Source organism: Ferrimonas balearica DSM 9799, assembly GCF_000148645.1.
Classification (GTDB): Bacteria; Pseudomonadota; Gammaproteobacteria; order Enterobacterales; family Shewanellaceae; genus Ferrimonas; species Ferrimonas balearica.
The window spans coordinates 3210293-3230427 of record NC_014541.1 but is presented as its reverse complement, the minus strand read 5'-3'; the positions used below and the strand labels follow the sequence as shown (position 1 = coordinate 3230427).

The 20135-nt window shown below is 60.2% G+C and carries 18 protein-coding genes; 17 read left to right on the top strand and 1 reads right to left on the bottom strand.

Annotation, left to right across the window (positions count from 1 at the left end):
* Positions 1 to 70 precede the first annotated feature (70 nt).
* From rpsO to fahA, 9 genes are all read left to right on the top strand, one after another.
* Positions 71 to 340 carry a 30S ribosomal protein S15 gene (rpsO, locus tag FBAL_RS14735; RefSeq protein WP_013346379.1) on the top strand — a complete coding sequence of 90 codons (270 nt, stop codon included), beginning with the start codon at positions 71 to 73 and terminating at the stop codon, positions 338 to 340.
* Between the two features lie 157 nt (positions 341 to 497).
* Positions 498 to 2594 (top strand): polyribonucleotide nucleotidyltransferase, encoded by a 2097-nt coding sequence (gene pnp / locus FBAL_RS14730; RefSeq protein WP_013346378.1) that lies wholly within the window; start codon positions 498 to 500, stop codon positions 2592 to 2594.
* Between the two features lie 99 nt (positions 2595 to 2693).
* Complete coding sequence (gene nlpI, locus FBAL_RS14725; protein WP_013346377.1) at positions 2694 to 3602, top strand: lipoprotein NlpI; 909 nt, start codon at positions 2694 to 2696, stop codon at positions 3600 to 3602.
* A 111-nt stretch (positions 3603 to 3713) separates the two neighbouring features.
* On the top strand, positions 3714 to 4823 hold the full coding sequence (locus FBAL_RS14720; protein ID WP_013346376.1) for an AI-2E family transporter: 1110 nt from the start codon (positions 3714 to 3716) through the stop codon (positions 4821 to 4823).
* A complete protein-coding gene (locus tag FBAL_RS14715; protein WP_013346375.1) occupies positions 4816 to 5970 on the top strand; it encodes an HlyD family secretion protein in 1155 nt (384 codons plus the stop codon). The genes FBAL_RS14720 and FBAL_RS14715 overlap by 8 nt, the downstream gene beginning before the upstream one ends.
* Positions 5960 to 6988: a DUF2955 domain-containing protein gene (locus FBAL_RS14710; protein WP_013346374.1), complete on the top strand. Its 1029-nt coding sequence runs from the start codon at positions 5960 to 5962 to the stop codon at positions 6986 to 6988. The genes FBAL_RS14715 and FBAL_RS14710 overlap by 11 nt, the downstream gene beginning before the upstream one ends.
* Before the next feature lie 78 nt (positions 6989 to 7066).
* Positions 7067 to 8650, top strand: coding sequence for a peptide chain release factor 3 (gene prfC, locus FBAL_RS14705; RefSeq protein ID WP_013346373.1), 1584 nt, complete (start codon positions 7067 to 7069; stop codon positions 8648 to 8650).
* A 155-nt stretch (positions 8651 to 8805) separates the two neighbouring features.
* Entirely contained in the window at positions 8806 to 10098 is a 1293-nt protein-coding gene (hmgA, locus tag FBAL_RS14700) for a homogentisate 1,2-dioxygenase (protein WP_013346372.1), read from the top strand.
* Between the two features lie 24 nt (positions 10099 to 10122).
* Complete coding sequence (fahA, locus tag FBAL_RS14695) at positions 10123 to 11424, top strand: fumarylacetoacetase (RefSeq protein WP_013346371.1); 1302 nt, start codon at positions 10123 to 10125, stop codon at positions 11422 to 11424.
* 62 nt (positions 11425 to 11486) lie between these two features.
* On the opposite strand, the gene FBAL_RS14690 is transcribed toward fahA, so the two are convergent.
* Positions 11487 to 11939, bottom strand: coding sequence for a MarR family winged helix-turn-helix transcriptional regulator (locus FBAL_RS14690; RefSeq protein WP_013346370.1), 453 nt, complete (start codon positions 11937 to 11939; stop codon positions 11487 to 11489).
* Positions 11940 to 12064: 125 nt separating this feature from the next.
* On the opposite strand from FBAL_RS14690, the gene FBAL_RS20480 reads away from it, so the two are divergent.
* The 8 genes from FBAL_RS20480 (at position 12065) to deoD (ending at position 20103) form a co-directional block, all read left to right on the top strand.
* Positions 12065 to 12205: a hypothetical protein gene (locus FBAL_RS20480; RefSeq protein ID WP_013346369.1), complete on the top strand. Its 141-nt coding sequence runs from the start codon at positions 12065 to 12067 to the stop codon at positions 12203 to 12205.
* Positions 12189 to 12968, top strand: coding sequence for a TatD family hydrolase (locus FBAL_RS14685; protein ID WP_013346368.1), 780 nt, complete (start codon positions 12189 to 12191; stop codon positions 12966 to 12968). The genes FBAL_RS20480 and FBAL_RS14685 overlap by 17 nt, the downstream gene beginning before the upstream one ends.
* Positions 12969 to 13210: 242 nt before the next feature.
* On the top strand, positions 13211 to 14683 hold the full coding sequence (locus FBAL_RS14680; protein ID WP_013346367.1) for a NupC/NupG family nucleoside CNT transporter: 1473 nt from the start codon (positions 13211 to 13213) through the stop codon (positions 14681 to 14683).
* A 251-nt stretch (positions 14684 to 14934) separates the two neighbouring features.
* Positions 14935 to 15711: an outer membrane protein OmpK gene (locus FBAL_RS14675; RefSeq protein WP_013346366.1), complete on the top strand. Its 777-nt coding sequence runs from the start codon at positions 14935 to 14937 to the stop codon at positions 15709 to 15711.
* Between the two features lie 281 nt (positions 15712 to 15992).
* On the top strand, positions 15993 to 16766 hold the full coding sequence (gene deoC / locus FBAL_RS14670; RefSeq protein WP_013346365.1) for a deoxyribose-phosphate aldolase: 774 nt from the start codon (positions 15993 to 15995) through the stop codon (positions 16764 to 16766).
* Between the two features lie 51 nt (positions 16767 to 16817).
* Positions 16818 to 18149 (top strand): thymidine phosphorylase, encoded by a 1332-nt coding sequence (deoA, locus tag FBAL_RS14665; RefSeq protein ID WP_013346364.1) that lies wholly within the window; start codon positions 16818 to 16820, stop codon positions 18147 to 18149.
* An 11-nt stretch (positions 18150 to 18160) separates the two neighbouring features.
* Positions 18161 to 19375 (top strand): phosphopentomutase, encoded by a 1215-nt coding sequence (locus FBAL_RS14660; protein ID WP_013346363.1) that lies wholly within the window; start codon positions 18161 to 18163, stop codon positions 19373 to 19375.
* Positions 19376 to 19398: 23 nt separating this feature from the next.
* On the top strand, positions 19399 to 20103 hold the full coding sequence (gene deoD / locus FBAL_RS14655; RefSeq protein ID WP_013346362.1) for a purine-nucleoside phosphorylase: 705 nt from the start codon (positions 19399 to 19401) through the stop codon (positions 20101 to 20103).
* Positions 20104 to 20135: the final 32 nt, after the last annotated feature.

Below are 20135 nucleotides of genomic sequence, written 5' to 3'. Positions count from 1 at the left end.
CAATCCCCCGCCTCCGCGCTGAGTTAGTGATCGGCCGGAGGCCATTTACCTTATTTTTGGAGATATGACTATGTCACTAAGCGCAGAAGCTAAAGCACAGATCCTGGCTGATTTCGGTCGTGGCGAGAACGACACCGGTTCCCCGGAAGTTCAGGTTGCCCTGCTGACCGCCCAGATCAACCACCTGCAAGGCCACTTCAAGCAGCACATCCACGACCACCACAGCCGTCGCGGTCTGCTGCGCATGGTTGCCCAGCGTCGTAACATGCTGGACTACCTGAAGCGTAAAGATGTAGCTCGTTACCAAGAGCTGATCGCCAAGCTGGGCCTGCGTCGCTAAGTCGACCCAAGTTTGGGAAAAGGGTGCCTCAGGGCACCCTTTTCTTTTGCTTGCAATTTGGCCTTTGGCGTGGGGGGAAACACGCCTATCTTTCGGCGGCGTTTGGAGTATACTAACGGGCGAATTTCAAGGTAAAAAACGCATTAAGGAATCGCCAGTGAATCCCGTCATTAAGAGCTTCCCTTACGGCCAGCATACGGTCACCCTGGAAACCGGCGTCATCGCCCGTCAAGCCGATGCTGCCGTACTCGCCAGCATGGGCGACACCACTGTTCTGGTAACCGTGGTTGGTAAGAAAAACGTTCAACCGGGTCAGGATTTCTTCCCGCTGACCGTGAACTACCAGGAAAAAACCTATGCAGCCGGTAAGATCCCGGGTGGCTTCTTCAAGCGTGAAGGTCGCCCGAGTGAAGGGGAGACCCTGACTGCGCGTCTGATCGACCGTCCGATCCGTCCGCTGTTCCCGAAAGGCTTCATGAACGAAGTCCAGGTGATCGCCACTGTCGTTTCCGTTGAACCTGCTGTGTCCCCGGACGTGGTGGCCATGATCGGTACCTCCGCTGCCCTGGCGCTGTCCGGCATCCCGTTCAACGGTCCGATCGGCTGTGCCCGCGTTGGTTTCCGTGACGGTGAGTACCTGCTCAACCCGTCTGTTGAAGAGCTGAAAACCTCCAAGCTGGACCTGGTGGTTGCCGGTACCGAAAGCGCCGTGCTGATGGTGGAATCCGAAGCCGAAGTGCTGTCTGAAGAGATCATGCTGGGCGCGGTGATGTTTGGTCACCAGGCACAGCAGACCGTTATCCAGGCCATCAACGAGCTGAAAGCCGAAGCAGGCAAGCCGGCTTGGGACTGGTCCGCTCCGGTTAAGAACGAAGCCCTGGCTGCCAAAGTGGCTGAGCTGGCTCAAGCCGGTCTGGGTGACGCGTACCGCATCACCGAGAAAGTGGCCCGTCTGGAAGCGGTGAATGCCGTGAAGGCGCAAGCCAAAGCCGCCATCCTGGCCGAGAACCCGGAGCAGGACGAACAGGAACTGTCCAACCTGCTGGGCAGCCTGGAGAAATCCGTAGTACGTAGCCGCATCATCGCTGGTGAGCCGCGCATCGACGGTCGTGACACCAAGATGATCCGTGCCCTGTCCGTACTGCCGGGCGTACTGCCGCGCACCCACGGTTCCGCCCTGTTTACCCGCGGTGAAACTCAGGCACTGGTTGCGGCCACCCTGGGTACCGAGCGTGACGGCCAGATCATCGACGAACTGATCGGTGAGCGTACTGACCGCTTTATGCTGCACTACAACTTCCCTCCGTTCTGTGTGGGTGAAACCGGCTTTATCGGTTCTCCGAAGCGTCGTGAAATCGGCCACGGTAAACTGGCTAAGCGCGGCGTACAGGCTGTTATGCCGACCGCCGAAGAGTTCCCCTACACCGTACGTGTTGTGTCCGAAATCACCGAGTCCAACGGTTCCTCCTCCATGGCTTCCGTGTGTGGTACCTCTCTGGCTCTGATGGACGCTGGTGTGCCGATCAAGGCTTCCGTAGCCGGTATCGCCATGGGTCTGGTGAAAGAGGGCGACAACTTCGTCGTACTGTCCGACATCCTGGGTGACGAAGACCACCTGGGTGACATGGACTTCAAAGTGGCCGGTACCCGTGACGGTGTGACCGCGCTGCAGATGGACATCAAGATTGAAGGCATCACTCAGGAGATCATGCAGATCGCCCTGAAACAGGCTTTCGAAGCTCGTGTTCACATCCTGGGTGTGATGGACGAAGCCCTGCCGGCTCCGCGCGCTGAGCTGTCCATGCACGCACCGCGCATCACCACCATCAAGATCCACCCGGACAAGATCCGTGAGGTTATCGGTAAAGGTGGCGCCACCATCCGTGCGCTGACCGAAGAGACCGGCACCACCATCGAGATCGAAGACGACGGTACCGTGAAGGTGGCTTCCACCGACGGCGCTGCCGCTGCAGAAGCGATTCGCCGCATCGAAGAGATCACCTCCGATGTGGAAGAGGGTCGCATCTACAAAGGTAAAGTGGTTCGCATCGTTGATTTCGGTGCCTTCGTGAACATCCTGCCGGGCAAAGATGGCCTGGTGCACATCTCCCAGATCTGCGAAGAGCGTGTTAACAACGTTTCTGACCACCTGACCATGGGCCAGGAAGTGGATGTGAAGGTGATTGAAGTTGACCGTCAGGGTCGTATCCGTCTGTCCATGAAGGAAGCGGCGGCCAAGCCGGCGGCGGAGTAATCCCCACCATCTGAAAAAAAGGGAGCCAATGGCTCCCTTTTTTCTCTGTCTTCTGAGTTAGACTGGGGGGCAGAGTGGTCCAGGCAAGGAACCGAATTTATGACCAAAAAACGATGGCTTCCTCTGGTCGCGGCCTTGAGCCTCGTCCTTGGAGGCTGTGCCAGCACCAGCGAAGACACCAGCACGACCGGGGTATTGCCCCTGGTGATGCCGCAACAGCCGGATCAACAGCTGGAGATTGCGCTGGCGAAGCTGAGCGAGCTGCTGCAGGTGCCGGATCTGAGCGACGAGCAGCGTGCCCGTTTCCTCTATGACCGTGCTATCCGCTACGACAGCGTTGGCCTGCGCACTCTGGCGCGCATCGACTTTACCCGGGCGCTGCAGCTGCAGCCGGATCTCCCTGATGTCTACAACTTTATGGGGATCTACTACACCCAGGCTCAGGAGTTCGACCAGGCCTACGAGGCGTTTGACGCCGTGCTGGAGCTGGACCCGGCCTACAGCTACGCCTACCTCAATCGTGGCATTGCCCTCTACTACGGCGGGCGTCCGCAATTGGCGGTGTCCGATCTGGAAACTTTCTATCTGGATGACCCGCGTGACCCCTACCGGGTGATCTGGCTTTACCTGGCTGAGTTGAACACCGACCCGGAAGGGGCACAGGCACGGCTGCGTTACAATCGCACCCAGTTGGACGATGCGGATTGGGCCACCGGGCTGGTAGACCTTTACCTCGGCCGTATTGAGCCCGGTGCGCTGCTGGCTGGCAGCCGCTCCGGCATCGACAACCAGCGGGCGCTGGCTGAGCGTCTGTGTGAAGCGTACTTCTACCTGGGCAAGAAAGCCCGGATGGAGGGGCGGCCACAGGAGGCGATCAACCTCTATAAGCTGGCGCTGGCGACCAACATCTACGAGTTTGTCGAGCATCGCTACGCCCTCGTTGAGATGCGCGAGATTGCCGAAGATGCGATTCAGCAGGCGGAAGCGGCCAACAGCGCGGCTGAGTAATCGGCCACGAACCGGAAACGCCACCTATGGGTGGCGTTTTTTTATGCCCGGCAAAAAACCGTGGCATTAGCTAAGGTTAGAGCTCCATCAAGGGCGCAACCCGGAGGTCTTATGAGCCCCTCCCAACCTGGTTCGTCGGTCGAACGCGACGTGATCGAAGCGTTGATCAAGTTTGGTCTGATTCTGGTGCTGCTGATCTGGTGCTTCCAGATCATCCGCCCCTTCTTTATGCCGGTATTGTGGGGGGCCATCCTGGCCGTTGCCCTGTACCCCCTCCACCTGGGCTTCAGTCGTCGACTGGGCGACAAGCCCAAGCTCTCCGCCACCCTGATTACCCTGATTGCTCTGGCCATCCTGCTGCTGCCGACCTTCTTTGTGGCCAGCGCCATGATCAGTGGCGCCAGCGATGTGGCCCAGCAGCTGGAAACGGAGGCGTTCGAAGTGCCGCCCCCGACCCAGAAGGTGCAGCAGTGGCCGGTGATCGGTGAGCGTGCTTATGAGATCTGGCAGCAGGCATCGCACAATCTGGAGCGGTTTCTGACCACCCATGCGGAGTCGATAAAACAGTACCTGACTTCGGTGCTGCAAACCTTTGGTGGGGTGCTCTCGACGGTGGCGCTGTTCACCTTCTCCATCCTGATCAGCGGGGTGTTCCTGGCCACCGGTCCCGCCTGTGGTAAGGGGATTCAGCTGATGGCCGATCGCCTGACCGGCCATGCCGGTTCGCCGTTGCCGGTCTTGGCTGCCCGTACCGTGCGCAGCGTGGCGCAGGGGGTGTTGGGGGTGGCCTTTATCCAGGCCATGGCCGCCGGAGTGGGTATGGCGCTGATGGGGGTGCCGTTTACCGGTCTGTGGACGCTGCTTATCCTGATTCTGGCCATCGCCCAGTTGCCGCCCATTCTGGTGCTGGCGCCGGTGATCGCCTACGTCTTCTCCGTCTCTTCGGGCCTGCCAGCCATCCTGTTTACGGTCTGGTCAATTCTGGTCAGTGCCAGTGATGGCCTGCTCAAGCCGCTGTTGCTGGGCAAAGGGCTGAACATCCCCACCCTGGTGATCCTGCTGGGCGCCATCGGCGGGATGATGATGTCCGGCATCATCGGATTATTCGTTGGGGCAGTCGTGTTAGCGGTGGGTTACACCTTGCTGGAAGCTTGGTTGACAGGGGAGGGCCTGCAAGCGCAAAGTGTTGAAAAACCAGACAAGGAGCGTGTCAATGAGTGAGCGCCAGGCCCCGAATGACGCCAAGCCCGAAGCCCCTGCCAGTCCGAGTGAAACGTCAGCTGAGGCGACGCCTCCTGCCGAGCCTGAGGGCAAACTGGTTCGCAATACCTCGCTGTCGCTGTTGCTGCTGTGTACCCTGATTTTTGTCTGGTACCTGGGGGCGGAGCGATACACCCCTAACACCGATAACGCCCGGGTTCGGGCGTACGTACTGCCGCTGGCCAGCCAGGTGGCGGGCCGCATCGACGAGATTCGGGTGGTCAACAACCAGGTGGTGGAGCAGGGCGAGGTGGTGCTTCGCATTGAGCAGGAGCGCTACCAGTTGGCGGTGCGTAAGGCCGAAGCGGATCTGGCGCTGGCTGGCCAGGAGGTTGGGGCGGGAACCGCCAATGTGGCGTCCGCTCAGGCCCGCCTGATCGAGGCCGTAACCAACCTGAACAACATCAAGGCCGATGTGGCCCGGGTGCTGGCCGTGGCCGAAGAGGGCTATGTGTCGCAAACCGACGTGGATCGGGCCCGGGCGTCGCTCAGCAATGCCCAGGCCGGGGTGGACAAGGCCCAGGCCGACCTGGAAGTGGCCAAACAGCAGGCGGGCATCGACGATGAACGCAACCCCAAGGTACAGCGGGCGCTGACGGCACTGGGCCAGGCCAGGCTGGATCTGGAGAACACCGAGGTTCGGGCTCCGCGTCTGGGCCTGGTCTCCAACCTGCGTTATGACGTCGGCTACTACGCCAATCCGGGACAGCCGCTGGTCACCTTTATCTCCACCCGGGATGTCTGGGTGGAAGCCTATCTGCGGGAGAACAACCTCGAGCATATCGCCCCCGGTGATCCGGTGGAGATGGTGCTGGATGCTGCGCCCGGCAGGGTGATGAAAGGGGAGGTGGTGTCGGTCAGTTACGGGGTGCAGTTTGAAACCGGCAGCGCGGTCGGCTCCCTGCCGGATCCGGTCACTACCACCGGTTGGCTGCGGGACCCGGAGCGCTTCCCGGTCCTGATCCGCTTCACCGATGAAGACAGCAAGGGCTTTCGTCGTGAAGGGGGCCAGGCAGACATCATCATCTACACCGATCAGGCCTGGTTGTTGCGCGGCATCGGTTGGGCCTGGATCCGCCTGCTGAGCCTGATCAGCTATGTCTACTGAGGCGATCAGCCCGAGTCACTACGAGGGGTTCTGGCGCCAGCGCGCCATTGTCCGCTTTGGCGCTGGGGTGGCGACGGCTATGATGCTGGCCGCCACCTTCGAGTGGAGCCTGGCAATGATCACCCCCATCTTTGTGGCCATGATGCTGGGGCCTCCGGGCGTCAGGTTGCCCGCGGGCGCCTACACCAAGCTGCTACTGGGGGTGGCGCTGACCTTCAGCGCTGGCATCGTACTGGTGGTGTTGTTGCCCTACGCCATGGTGTTTGTTCCGGCCCAGATGCTGATGCTGTTTCTGACGTTCTACCGGGCAGAGCGGGGGCTCAATCCACTGATCGTGATCATGCTGTTGATCGCCATTTTGATGTTCCCGGCCCTCGGGCTTATTAACCGCGATGTGGGCATTGGCTTCGCCTTAGGCTTCCTGCGCTCATTGGCCATCGCCCTGCTGCTGACCTCGCTGTTTTTTGCCTGGATCCCTTCCGGCCCCGCTCCGGCCAAGCCCACTCCCGTGCTGCCCTCGGTGGCGGTGGCGTACCGCAATGCCTGGTTGTGTACCCTGCTGGTGATGCCGCTGCTGCTGTTTTTCTACCTGACCGACCGTTCCGGCGACCTGCTGGTGTTGGTGCTGGTGGCGATCCTGGCCCAGAGTCCGGGCCTGACCTCCGGCAGCAAAGCGGGGCTCGGGATGATCATGGCCAACCTGGTGGGGGGCGCCGCGGCCATCCTGTTCTATAACCTGCTGGTGGCGGTGCCCATGTGGTTGTTCTTTGCGGCGCTGATGCTGCTGACGGCGTTGCTGTTTGGCCAGCTGATCTTCACTTCACCCAAGGGCAAGGTGTTTGCCACCGGGTTTACCACCCTGTTGATCCTGATCGGTTCCACCACCTTTTCCGATGGCGGGGACGCCAGCACCAAGCTGATGGTCCGCATTGGGCAGATGCTGATGGCCACCGGTTACCTGGCATTGGGGGCCTGGGTGATGTCGGCGTTAGGCTGGATCCCACGCTCGTCAGACTAGGCACCTTTTTCTACACTCCCTGTGGCGCTATAATGCGCGGTCTTTCTGCCATCAGGCCAACCAGATTTAAGTGAGCCAATGAGTCAACACGCCCAGGAAGTGTCGAAGCGCCGGACCTTCGCCATCATCTCCCACCCGGACGCCGGTAAGACCACCATCACCGAGAAGGTGCTGCTGTTCGGACAAGCGCTGCAGAAAGCCGGTACCGTTAAGGGCCGTGGCTCAGGTCAGCACGCCAAGTCCGACTGGATGGAGATGGAGAAGGAGCGTGGTATCTCCGTAACCACCTCCGTGATGCAGTTCCCCTACAACAGCGCGCTGGTTAACCTGCTGGACACCCCCGGCCACGAAGACTTCTCTGAAGACACCTACCGCACCCTGACTGCGGTGGACTCCTGTCTGATGGTGATCGATGCCGCCAAAGGTGTAGAGGACCGGACCCGCAAGCTGATGGAAGTCACCCGTCTGCGCGATACCCCGATCCTGACCTTTATGAACAAACTCGACCGTGACATCCGCGACCCGATGGAGTTGCTGGATGAGGTGGAGAACGAGCTGAACATCATGTGTGCGCCCATTACCTGGCCGATCGGCTGTGGTAAGGAGTTCAAAGGCGTTTATCACCTGCACCGTGATGAGACCATCCTGTACCAGAGTGGCCATGGCCACACCATTCAGGAAGTGCGCATCGTTAAGGGCCTGGATAACCCGGAGCTGGACCAACTGGTCAGCGACGAACTGGCTGCGCAACTGCGTGAAGAGCTGGAACTGGTACGCGGTGCCTCCAACGAGTTTGACCTGGAGCTGTTCCTGTCCGGTGAACTGACTCCGGTGTTCTTCGGTACCGCGTTGGGCAACTTCGGTGTTGACCATATGCTGGACGGCCTGACCGAATGGGCCCCGGCACCGCAGCCGCGTCAAACCGACGCACGCCAGGTGGTGGCCGATGAAGAGAAGTTCTCCGGCTTCGTGTTTAAGATCCAGGCCAATATGGATCCCAAGCACCGTGACCGCATCGCCTTTATGCGTATCTGCTCCGGCAAATACACCAAGGGCATGAAGATGCATCATGTGCGCCTGGGCAAAGACGTGGCGATCTCCGACGCCGTGACCTTTATGGCCGGTGACCGTTCCCACGCGGATGAAGCCTACCCCGGTGACATCATCGGTCTGCACAACCACGGCACCATTCAGATTGGTGACACCTTCTCCCAGGGTGAGAAGTTCAAGTTCACCGGCATCCCCAACTTTGCACCGGAGATGTTCCGTCGTATCCGCCTGAAGGATCCGCTCAAGCAGAAGCAGCTGCTTAAGGGCCTGGTTCAGCTGTCGGAAGAGGGCGCAGTACAGGTATTCCGCCCCATCGACAACAACGACCTGATCGTGGGCGCGGTGGGTGTGCTGCAGTTTGATGTGGTGGTGGCCCGACTCAAGTCCGAGTACAAGGTTGAGGCGATCTACGAGCCGGTCAACGTAGCGACCGCCCGTTGGGTTGAGTGTGGCGATGCCAAGAAACTGGACGAGTTCCGTCGCAAGGCGTCCACCAACCTGGCGCTGGATGGCGGTGACAACCTCACCTACATCGCACCGACCATGGTGAACCTGAACCTGACCCAGGAACGCTACCCCGAAGTGGAGTTCCACAAAACCCGGGAGCATTAATCCGGAACAAAGAGGGCGCTGCGGCGCCCTTTTTTATTGCCCTGTCAGCGTGCTTTTACGCGTCGTGACAGAAGCAATCCATCGTCAGGACTTGTCTGAGGCACCAGCTGCCCCTAAGTTGGTTTCATCTGAAACTAGTTTCAAGGATGACGGCGATGGACACGCTTCACTACCTCACCGGTTTCGGCAACGAGCATGAAACCGAAGCCCTGCCCGGAGCCCTGCCGGTGGGCCAGTTCAGCCCCCAGCAGTGCCCCTACCAGCTGTATGCTGAGCAACTCAGCTCGACCGCGTTTACCGCGCCGCGGGCCGGCAATCGCCGCACTTGGATGTACCGCCTGCGTCCCTCTGTGGCGATGGGCGAGTTTGCGCCGCTGCACCACGAGATGTGGAAAACCGCGCCGCAAAACGTGGCGACGCCACCCAACCCGATGCGCTGGGACCCACTGCCCCTGCCGGAGCACCCCACCGACTTTATCGATGGCCTGATCACCGTGGCGCTCAACGGTGACGCCAAAGCTCAGTTGGGGATGGGTATCCACGTTTACCGCGCCAACACCGACATGGGCAACCGGGTGTTCTACAACGCCGACGGGGAGATGCTGTTTATTCCTCAGCAAGGCGGACTGAAAGCGGAAACCGAGCTGGGCATCCTGGTGGTGAATCCCGGCGAGATCCTGGTGATCCCCCGGGGCATCAAGTTCCGCATCGCGCCGCTGGATGGCCCCATCCGCGGTTACCTGTGTGAAAACTACGGTGCGCCGTTTGTGCTGCCGGAGCGTGGACCGGTAGGCGCTAACGGCTACGCCAATGACCGTGACTTCCAGTATCCGGTGGCCTGGTTTGAAGACCGGGACGAACCCTTCGAGCTGCTGGCCAAATTCTGCGGCGGCCTGTTCACTGCGCCGGTCAGCCACTCGCCGCTGGATGTGGTGGCCTGGACCGGCAACAGCGCGCCCTATAAGTACGACCTGGCCCGCTTTAACGTGATGAACACGGTCAGCTTTGATCATCCCGACCCCTCCATCTTCACCGTGTTGACCAGCCCCAGTGACACCGAAGGGTGGGCCAACTGTGACTTCGTGATCTTCCCACCCCGCTGGATGGTGGCGGAGGACACCTTCCGTCCGCCCTGGTACCACCGCAACATCATGAGCGAGTTTATGGGCCTGGTGGAGGGCGTGTACGACGCCAAGGAGACCGGGTTTGTTCCCGGTGGCATGAGCCTGCACAACGCCATGACCCCCCACGGCCCGGAGACCGAGGTGTTTGAGAAGGCCAGTCAGGCTGAGTTGGCACCACAGCGGTACGAAGCGACCCTGGCCTTTATGCTGGAGTCACGCTACGTCATCGAACCCACCCGCTTTGCGCTGGACACCCCCCACCGTCAGCGCGATTATCAGCAGTGCTGGAACGGACTGCGCAAACATTTCAATGGACAGCGCTAAGGCGCTGAGAGTAAGGGAATCACCATGTACGCATTAAACGAAACCCACGACCTGACCCTGACCAGTTGGGTCGACAGCGCCAATCAACCGGGCTGTGACTTCCCCATCCAGAATCTGCCCTTTGCCAGTGTGCGTCGTGCCGGCAGCGATGAGATCTTCCGTGGCGCAGTGGCCATCGGCGATCAGGCCATCGATCTGGCCGCCGTGCGCGACGCCCAGGTGTTTGGCGGCGATGTGGCCCTGCTGGTGGCGTTGGCGGCGGAGCCCAAGCTCAATGACTTTATGGCGGAAGGGCCGGAAGCCTGGTCCGAACTGCGTCTGGCCCTTTCCCGCGCCCTGCGCACCGGTGCCGCTGAGCAGGGCGCGCTGGCGCAATGCCTGATCCCGCTGGCGGAGCTGGAATACGATCTGGCCATGACCATCGGCGACTACACCGATTTCTACACCTCCATCCACCACGCCACCGCAGTGGGTTCGCTGTTCCGTCCCGATAACCCGCTGCTGCCCAACTACAAGTGGGTGCCGATCGGTTATCACGGCCGTGCCAGCTCCATCGGGGTGTCCGGTCAGGCGTTCCACCGCCCGAGCGGCCAGCTCAAGGCGCCGGACGCGGCGGAGCCGAGCTTTGGCCCTTGTAAGCGTCTCGATTATGAGCTGGAAGTGGGCATCGTGATTGGCCGGGGCAATGCCCTTGGTGAGCCGATTGGCATCGAGGCGGCGGAGCAGCACGTGTTTGGCCTGTGCCTGCTGAACGATTGGTCGGCGCGGGACATTCAGGCCTGGGAGTACCAGCCGCTGGGCCCCTTCCTGTCCAAGAGCTTTGCCTCCACCCTGTCCCCCTGGATCGTGACCCTGGAAGCGCTGGCGCCCTATCGCGCCGCCTTTACCCGCCCGGCGGAAGACCCGCAGCCGCTGCCCTACCTGTCGGCCCCGGGCAACAGTGAAGCGGGCGCGGTGGATATGCAGCTGGAGTGTCTGATCCAGACCCCGGCGATGGCGGAGCCGGTGCGCCTGTCCCAATCCAACTTCAGCGACTCCTACTGGACCATTGCCCAGATGGTGACCCACCACACCGTCAACGGCTGTAATCTCCAGGCCGGTGACCTGTTTGGCTCAGGCACCCAGTCCGGGCCTGAGCATGAGCAAGCCGGTTCCATGCTGGAGTTGAGTCGCGGTGGCAAATCCCCCATCACCCTGCCCGGTGGTGAGCAGCGCACCTTCCTCGAAGATGGTGACACCATCATTATGCGGGCGGTGTGCGATAAGCCGGGGGCGCCACGCATCGGTTTTGGTGAAGTGCGCAGTACCGTGTTACCGGCGCGCTGAGGCCAGCCTCAGAACCAAAGCGCCCCCGAGTATTCGGGGGCGTTGTCGTTTCTGGCGGGGGCTTAGGTCCGGGGCTCTGCCTGGTCGAGTTTGTCCAGCAGGGCCAGCAACTGTTGGCGCTCCTGCGGATCCAGTGCCGCCAGGCGGCGCTGCTCCCAGTCGAGGGCGTGAGGCGCCAGTTGTTGGTAGAGGGCCTGACCGCTTTCCGACAGCCGCAGATACCGTTGGCGCTGATCATTCTCGTCCCGCTGTTGTGCCAGCAGGTTGCGCTCCGCAAGACGCTGGACCGCGCGGGACACCTTGGTTTTGTCCATGCCGGTCAGTTGTCCCAGGGTTTTGCTGGTCAGTGCCGGGTGTTCGGCCAGCTGAGCCAGTACCCGCCATTCGGCGATGCTGATGGCAAAGGGCGGCTCGGCATAGATGGCCGACAACTCCTGACTCAGGCGATGGGCCAGATCAGCCAGTCGATAGGGGATAAAGCGTTGCAGCTGCAGCGGGGAATGGGAAGCGCTCATGATGATTCAGTGGTGAGTGGATAATCGCATCATCCCGCTTCCGGCCCGACACCGCAAGCCGCTGCCTTTATTATCACTTCTTGCTAAAGTGGAAACCTCTTAAGCCAAAACGATCGGAGGCCTGAATGAAGTGGTTACGCCACTGGTGGCAGAAGTACTGTGCGTTTCTCGACAGCCTCGGGCTGACGCCCGAGAACCGGCGTTGCTGTGTGCCGCTGTCCGAGCGGGCTCAGGAAGCAGTCAAACGGGGTGAGCGTGCTGATTGACAGCCACTGCCACCTTGACCTGCCCGCCTTTTGCGGTGACCGGGATGCGGTATTGCAGCGGGCCCATAAGGCGGGGGTCGGCGCCATTATGGTGCCCGCCGTCGACCGGGCACACTGGTCGGGATTGCTGCAACTGGCGGGACAGCGCGAGCCGGTCTCCATTGGTGTGGCGCTTGGGTTGCATCCCTGTTTTGAACACCAGCCTGACGACCTGGATGCTCTGGCCCAGGCGGTGGAAGCGCACCCACAGGTGATGGCGCTGGGGGAGTGTGGCCTCGATGGGGTGGGCGGGGTGCTGCCGATGGCCGAGCAGATTGCTCTGTGCCAGGGGCAGTTGGCGCTGGCCCATCAACATCGCCTGCCGGTGATCCTGCACGTGCGCAAAGCCCATAACGAGATGCTGTCTTTGCTCAGCCGCCAACCCTTGCCTGCGGGCGGCGTAGTCCATGGCTTCAGCGGCAGTTTAGTGCAGGCTCAGCAATACTGGCGCCACGGCATCCACCTGGGGGTGGGCGGGGTGATCACCTATCCCCGTGCCAACAAAACCCGTCAGGCGCTGGCGGCCATCGATGCCGAGGCGCTGGTGTTGGAAACCGACAGTCCCGATATGCCGCTGTGTGGTCATCAGGGTGAGCGCAATGAACCGGCCCGGGTGGCCGACGTGCTGGCGCAACTGGCCCAGCTGCGCCAGCAACCGATCGACACGCTCAAAGCACAGCTAACTGCCAATACACAACGGCTTTTTCCCCGCCTGGTAATTTGACCCGCTACTCCCTCAAAGTCTTGCCTGACTGCTATTGTTATCCCTATCTCACGATGTAAAGGATGCGATATGAAACAGGTGCAAGATTGTTTCCTGTTAAATTTCATCATCATCCGTTACGAAGATCCTTTTTTTCCGGTAGTAGGGGGGATTTCTTTCCTTCTTGCCGTTATAATCGGCGCCGAATTTCCTTCAAATTACAATAATGTAATAAAAGTCCAGAACACGAGGTTTACAGGTTCATGAATATCGTGATGAGTCTGGTGGGGATCCTAACCCTGCTGCTGATTGCCTTCGGGTTGTCCAATAACCGACGTGCCATCAACTGGCGTACAGTTGGCGGTGCGTTTGCCATTCAGGCGTCTTTGGGTGCTTTCGTTCTCTACGTGCCGGTAGGGAAAGACATCCTGGGCGGCATCTCTTCTGCTGTGTCCAGCGTGATTGGCTACGCCAATGACGGCATCGGTTTCCTGTTTGGTGACCTGGCCAACTTTAAAGTCGGCTTCATCTTCGCCATCAACGTGCTGCCGGTTATCGTCTTCTTCTCCTCTCTGATCGCGGTCCTGTACTACCTGGGCGTGATGCAGTGGATCATCCGCATCATCGGCGGTGCGCTGCAAAAAGCACTGGGCACCAGCCAGCCGGAATCCATGTCGGCCACTGCCAACATCTTCGTTGGCCAGACCGAAGCTCCGCTGGTGGTCCGTCCCTTTATCCCGACCATGACCCAATCTGAGCTGTTCGCCATTATGGTGGGTGGTCTGGCGTCCGTGGCCGGTTCCGTACTGGCCGGTTACGCCGGTCTGGGTGTGCCGCTGGAGTACCTGATTGCCGCGTCCTTTATGGCGGCACCGGGCGGCCTGCTGATGGCCAAGATGATGCACCCGGAAACCGAAGAACCGAAGCAACACATGGAAGACATCGGTGAAGCGGAAGACAAGCCGGCCAACGTGCTGGATGCCGCCGCTGCGGGTGCCTCCTCCGGTATGCAACTGGCCCTGAACGTGGGCGCCATGCTGCTGGCCTTCATCGGTTTGATCGCTCTGATCAACGGCATCATCGGCTGGTTCGGTGGTCTGTTCGGTTGGGGTGATGCGGCTGTGACTCAAACCTTTATGGCCCTGCAACAGGTAGCGGGTTCTGCCCCGGCCTTTGCCGAGTTTGCCAACGGCCTGGCCACTCAGGCTGAGCTGCCGGTTGCCGAGATTGGCAGCTGGATTGCCGGTGTTGACCGTGATGTGCTGATCAACGCACTGAACGGCCTGACCCTGGATGACAGCCAGGCGGGTGCGGTGCAGGCGGTACTGGGTGCGGCCCAGTCCAACCTGACTCTGGAGCTGATCCTCGGTTACATCTTTGCGCCGCTGGCGTTCCTGATGGGTGTGCCGTGGCATGAAGCCACTGTGGCCGGTTCCTTTATTGGTCAGAAGGTGGTGGTGAACGAGTTCGTGGCTTACGTGAACTTTGCCCCTTACCTCACCGGCGACCTGCTGATCAACGGCGCCGTGATGACCGACCGCACTCAGGCGATCATCGCCTTTGCCCTGTGTGGTTTTGCCAACCTGTCCTCCATCGCGATTCTGCTGGGCGGCCTGGGTGCCATGGCCCCCAACCGTCGTCACGACCTGGCTCGCCTGGGTATGCGCGCGGTGGTAGCCGGCTCACTGTCCAACCTGATGAGTGCCACTCTGGCAGGTCTGTTCCTGTCACTCTGATTTCGGTACAACCTCACAAAAGGCGGCCCTGCGGGTCGCCTTTTTTTTGGCCCGTGGTAGGGGATGAAGACGATTCAGGCAAAAGGATCTACTATGGCGTTGCGAAAGTGTGATCGAGCGCACGTCGATGGCGGATCCACACCTTGCTTTCACCCGTGGATGTTGCACAAAGGCGCTAAGTGGATACAATGCGCGTGCCTGCATGGATAGTGGGTCCTAGACAAAAAAACGATCTGTAAACACAGGGGTTAATGATGAACAAGTTCACTTCTCTGGCTGTAGCTGGCGCTGCCGCTCTGGCCATGTCCGCTCCGGCTGCCGCTGAGCAGTACTACGGTTTCTCTAACGTTTCCGTAAACTACCTGGACTGGACCGACAAAGCCGAAGACCGCGCTTCTTTCGGTGGTAAGAAAGACTTCTACTACATCGAACTGGAAGGCGGCGCTGGCTTCTCCTGGGGTGATGTATACGGTTTCTTCGACATCGAAAACCCGCACAACCTGGGTGACGAAGATGCCGGTGCCCGTGGCTTCCGTATCGCCACCAAAGGCTCCATCGCGGTAAACCTGGGTTCCTCCAACTGGAACCTGTACGGTCACGCCTACCACTTCGAAGACACTGGTTTCTCCGACACCAACGTGGTTCTGGGTACCAGCTACGACTACTTCACTGATTTCGGTTTCTGGTTCAAGCCCTTCATCGGTGCTCACATCGAAAACCAAACCTTCGCTGGTAACGGCTTCAACGGTTACATGGCTGGCTGGGTACTGGGTTACGATTTCCAGATGGGCGGTCAGAAGTTCTCCGTATCCAACTGGCACGAAACCGAATTTGGTCGTAAGGACCAGTTCCGTTCCGGCGCTGACGGCCGTGAGCTGGACAGCGTAGGTCACAACGGTGCAGTAGCCCTGTGGTGGCACCTGCCGAACAGCATCACCACCGGTATCCAGTACCGTTACTACGATCAGAAACTGGGCGATGCCAACTACGGCGACGCTCTGATCTACACCCTGAAGTACAACTTCTAAGTTGTTGCTCCGGTGAAAAAAGGGTCTGCCCTCGGCAGGCCCTTTTTGCTATCATCGGGACGATTTTGCGGGAAAATGGATTTTTCGCGAAAGTTGGTGTTCCCCCTTCCGGGCTCCGCTTAAGTCTTCAAGGAACCAAGTCCGCGTCGCCTTGCTGTGACGAGTGCTGGTTCGCCGTGCCTCCATTCCGGACCTTCGTCACAAAACATCCTCACGCTGTCACAGCCGGGCGAGGGAAGTTATCTATACTGCGTACAATCAACCGGAACTGGGAGTTTTCCATGAGCGATTTGACCGCTGCCGCCCTGCGCGCACTGTCCCTAATGGACTTGACCACACTGAACGACGACGACACCGACGAGAAGGTGATCAAGCTGTGTCATGATGCCAAGTCCCCGGCTGGCAACACTGCCGCCATCTGCATCTACCCCCGCTTTATCCCTATCGCTCGCAAGACCCTGAATGACATCGGTGCGTCCGAGATTCAGATTGCCACCGTCACCAACTTCCCGCACGGTAACGACGATATCGACATCGCGGTGGCCGAAACCAAAGCCGCTGTGGCTTACGGTGCCGATGAAGTGGACGTGGTGTTCCCCTACCGCGCCTTTATGGCAGGCAACGAAACCGTGGGTTTCGAGCTGGTGAAAGCCTGTAAAGCCGCCTGTGGTGACAACGTTCTGCTGAAAGTGATCATCGAGACCGGCGAGCTGAAAGAGGAAGCGTTGATCCGTCGCGCCTCCGAGATCAGCATCAAAGCGGGTGCCGACTTCATTAAGACCTCCACCGGTAAAGTACCGGTCAACGCCACCCTTGAATCCGCCCGCATCATGATGGAAGTGATCAAGGACAAGAACACCGCAGTTGGCTTCAAGCCGGCCGGTGGCGTGCGCAATGCCGAACAGGCTGCTGAGTACCTGGCTCTGGCCGAGTCCATCCTGGGCCCGGACTGGGTATCGCCGCGCACCTTCCGCTTCGGCGCTTCCAGCCTGCTGGCCAGCCTGCTGCAAACCCTGGGTCACGGTGATGGCCCGGCGGACAGCAACGCCTACTGATCCTAAGCGGGGCCGGTTGACGGCCCCGCCATTGACTGTGGGGAGCTAAGGATGTTTCTGCCGCAAGAGATCATTCGAAAAAAACGCGATGGCCTGGAGCTGAGCGCGGAAGAGATCCGCTTCTTCGTCCAGGGCATTGCTGACAACAGCGTCAGCGAGGGCCAGATTGCGGCCTTTGCCATGGCGGTGTTCTTCAACGACATGACCATGGCTGAGCGCGTTGCGCTGACCACCGGCATGCGTGACTCCGGCGACGTGCTGAACTGGGACCACCTCAATCTGGATGGCCCCATCCTCGATAAGCACTCCACCGGCGGCGTTGGCGATGTGGTATCGCTGATGCTGGGCCCCATGATTGCCGCCTGCGGCGCCTACGTGCCGATGATTTCCGGCCGTGGTCTGGGCCATACCGGCGGCACGCTGGATAAGCTCGAATCCATTCCCGGCTACAACATCGTGCCGGACAACCAACGCTTTGGCGAGGTGGTAAAATCCGCCGGTGTGGCCATCATTGGCCAAACCGGGGCACTGGCCCCCGCTGACAAGCGCTTCTACGCCACCCGCGACGTGACCGCCACGGTCGACTCCATCTCCCTGATTACCGCCTCCATTCTGTCCAAGAAGCTGGCCGCTGGCCTGGATGCCCTGGTGATGGACGTTAAAGTGGGCAGTGGTGCCTTTATGCCCACCTACGAGGCCTCTGAGCAGTTGGCTCAGTGCATCGTCGAAGTGGCCAATGGCGCCGGCGTTCCCACCTCCGCGCTGCTGACCGACATGAATCAGGTGCTGGCCTCCAGCGCCGGTAATGCGGTGGAAGTGCGAGAGGCGGTGAAATTCCTCACGGGGACCCAGCGTAACCCGCGCCTGCATCGCGTCACCCTCTCTCTGGGGGCGGAGTTGCTGGTATTGGGTAAACTGGCCCGTGACCCGGAACACGCCTGGCAGATGCTGGAAAAAACCCTCTCTGACGGCAGTGCCGCAGAGCGCTTTGGCCGCATGGTGGCCGGGCTGGGTGGACCGGCTGATTTTATGGATAACCCCGATCGCTTCCTGCCCAAGGCAAAGGTGGTGCGTCCGGTTTATCCTGACCGTAAGGGGATCGTCACCGCCATGGACACCCGCGCCATCGGTATGGCCGTGGTGAACATGGGCGGCGGCCGTAAAGTGGCCAGCGATTCCATCGACCATAGTGTCGGCTTTGACAATCTCTGCGTCCTGCGCCAAAGCGTGGATGAACAAACCCCGCTGGCGATGCTGCACGCCAATGATGACGCGCAGTGGCAGGCCGGGGCAGATGCCCTGCGTAACGCCATCACCCTGGGTGATTCGGCGCCTGCGGCAGATCCGGAAGTGTATCGGTTGGTTCGCGACGCGAACCGCTGACAGGAGGAATCATGACTCGAGCCATTGTGCTTATGATGGATTCGTTTGGTGTGGGCGCCAGCGCCGACGCCGCGAAGTTTGGCGATGTGGGTGCCGATACGTTCGGCCACATCGCCCAGGTGTGCGCCGAGGGTGGCGCAGAAGTAGGCCGTTCCGGTTTGCTGCACCTGCCGCACCTGACCCAGTTGGGTCTGGCTCGGCTGGCGTTTGAGAGCACCGGTGAGGTGCCCGCTGGATTTAACCTGGAAGCGGAAGTGACCGGGGCCTACGGTTACGCCGCAGAGCTCTCTTCCGGTAAAGACACCCCCAGTGGTCACTGGGAGATGGCGGGTGTGCCGGTGCTGTTCGACTGGGGCTACTTCGAAGACAAAGAAAACAGCTTCCCGAAAGAACTGACCGATAAGATCCTGGCCCGTGCCGGCCTCGACAGCTTCCTCGGTAACTGCCACGCCTCCGGCACCACCATCCTGGAGCGCCTGGGCGAAGAGCACATGCGCACCGGTGCGCCGATTTTCTACACCTCCGCGGACAGTGTGTTCCAGATCGCCTGTCACGAGGAGACCTTCGGTCTGGAGCGGCTCTATGAGCTGTGCCAGATCGCCCGCGAGGAGCTGGAGCCTTACAACATTGGCCGGGTGATTGCCCGTCCGTTTGTGGGCAACAGCGCCATGGAGTTTGCCCGTACCGGCAACCGTCGCGACTACGCGGTTGAGCCGCCGGCACCGACCGTGCTGGATAAGCTCAAAGCCGCGGGTGGTGAGGTGATCTCGGTGGGTAAAATCGCTGACATCTACGCCCACTGCGGTATCACTCAGAAGCGTAAGGGCACCGGCCTGGAAGCGCTTTGGAATGAGACCCTGGCGGCGATGGATGAGGCTGAAGATCGCAGTCTGATTTTCACCAACTTCGTGGATTTCGACTCCTCCTACGGCCACCGCCGGGACATCCCCGGTTACGCCGCAGCGCTGGAGTATTTCGATACCCGTTTGCCGGAACTGATGTCCCGTCTGCAACCGGGCGATGTGGTGATCATCACCGCCGACCACGGCTGTGATCCCACCTGGACCGGTACCGACCACACCCGTGAGCACGTGCCGGTTATCGTATTCGGACCCGGCATCGCACCGGGCTCCCTCGGCAAGCGAGATACTTTTGCCGACATCGGCCAGTCCCTGGCCAGCCACTTCGGGCTGGAACCCATGGATTATGGCAAATCCTTTCTATAACAACGGAATAATGGGGTCATTTCATGGCAACGCCGCACATTAACGCACCCGCCGGTGCATTCGCCGAAACCGTCCTGTTCCCGGGCGATCCTCTGCGTGCCAAGTACATCGCAGAAACCTTCCTGGAGAACGTCGAGCAGGTGACTGACGTCCGTAACATGCTCGGCTTTACCGGTACCTACAAGGGCAAGAAAGTGTCCGTAATGGGTTCTGGTATGGGCATCCCGTCCTGCTCCATCTACGCCAAGGAACTGATCACCGAATACGGTGTGAAGAACCTGATCCGCGTAGGCAGCTGTGGCGCCATCTCCACTGACGTGAAGGTGCGCGACGTGATCGTGGCCATGGGCGCCTGCACCGATTCCAAGGTGAACCGCACCCGCTTTAAGGACAACGACTTCGCCGCCATCGCCGACTTCGGCCTGCTGCGCAACGTTGTGGATGCCGCTGAAAAAGCGCAGATCCCGGTTCGCATCGGTAACGTTTTCTCCGCTGACCTGTTCTACACCCCTGAGCCGGTGATGTTCGACGTGATGGAGAAGATGGGCGTACTGGGTGTTGAGATGGAAGCGGCTGGCCTGTACGGCGTTGCCCACGAGTTTGGCGCCAACGCGCTGTGCGTTGTAACCGTGTCTGACCACATCCGTACCGGTGAAGCCACCACCGCGGAAGAGCGCCAGAACACCTTCAACGACATGATCACCATGACGCTGGAATCCCTGCTGTAATTCAGCAGAGAAATAAAAAAGGGACGCTGAGG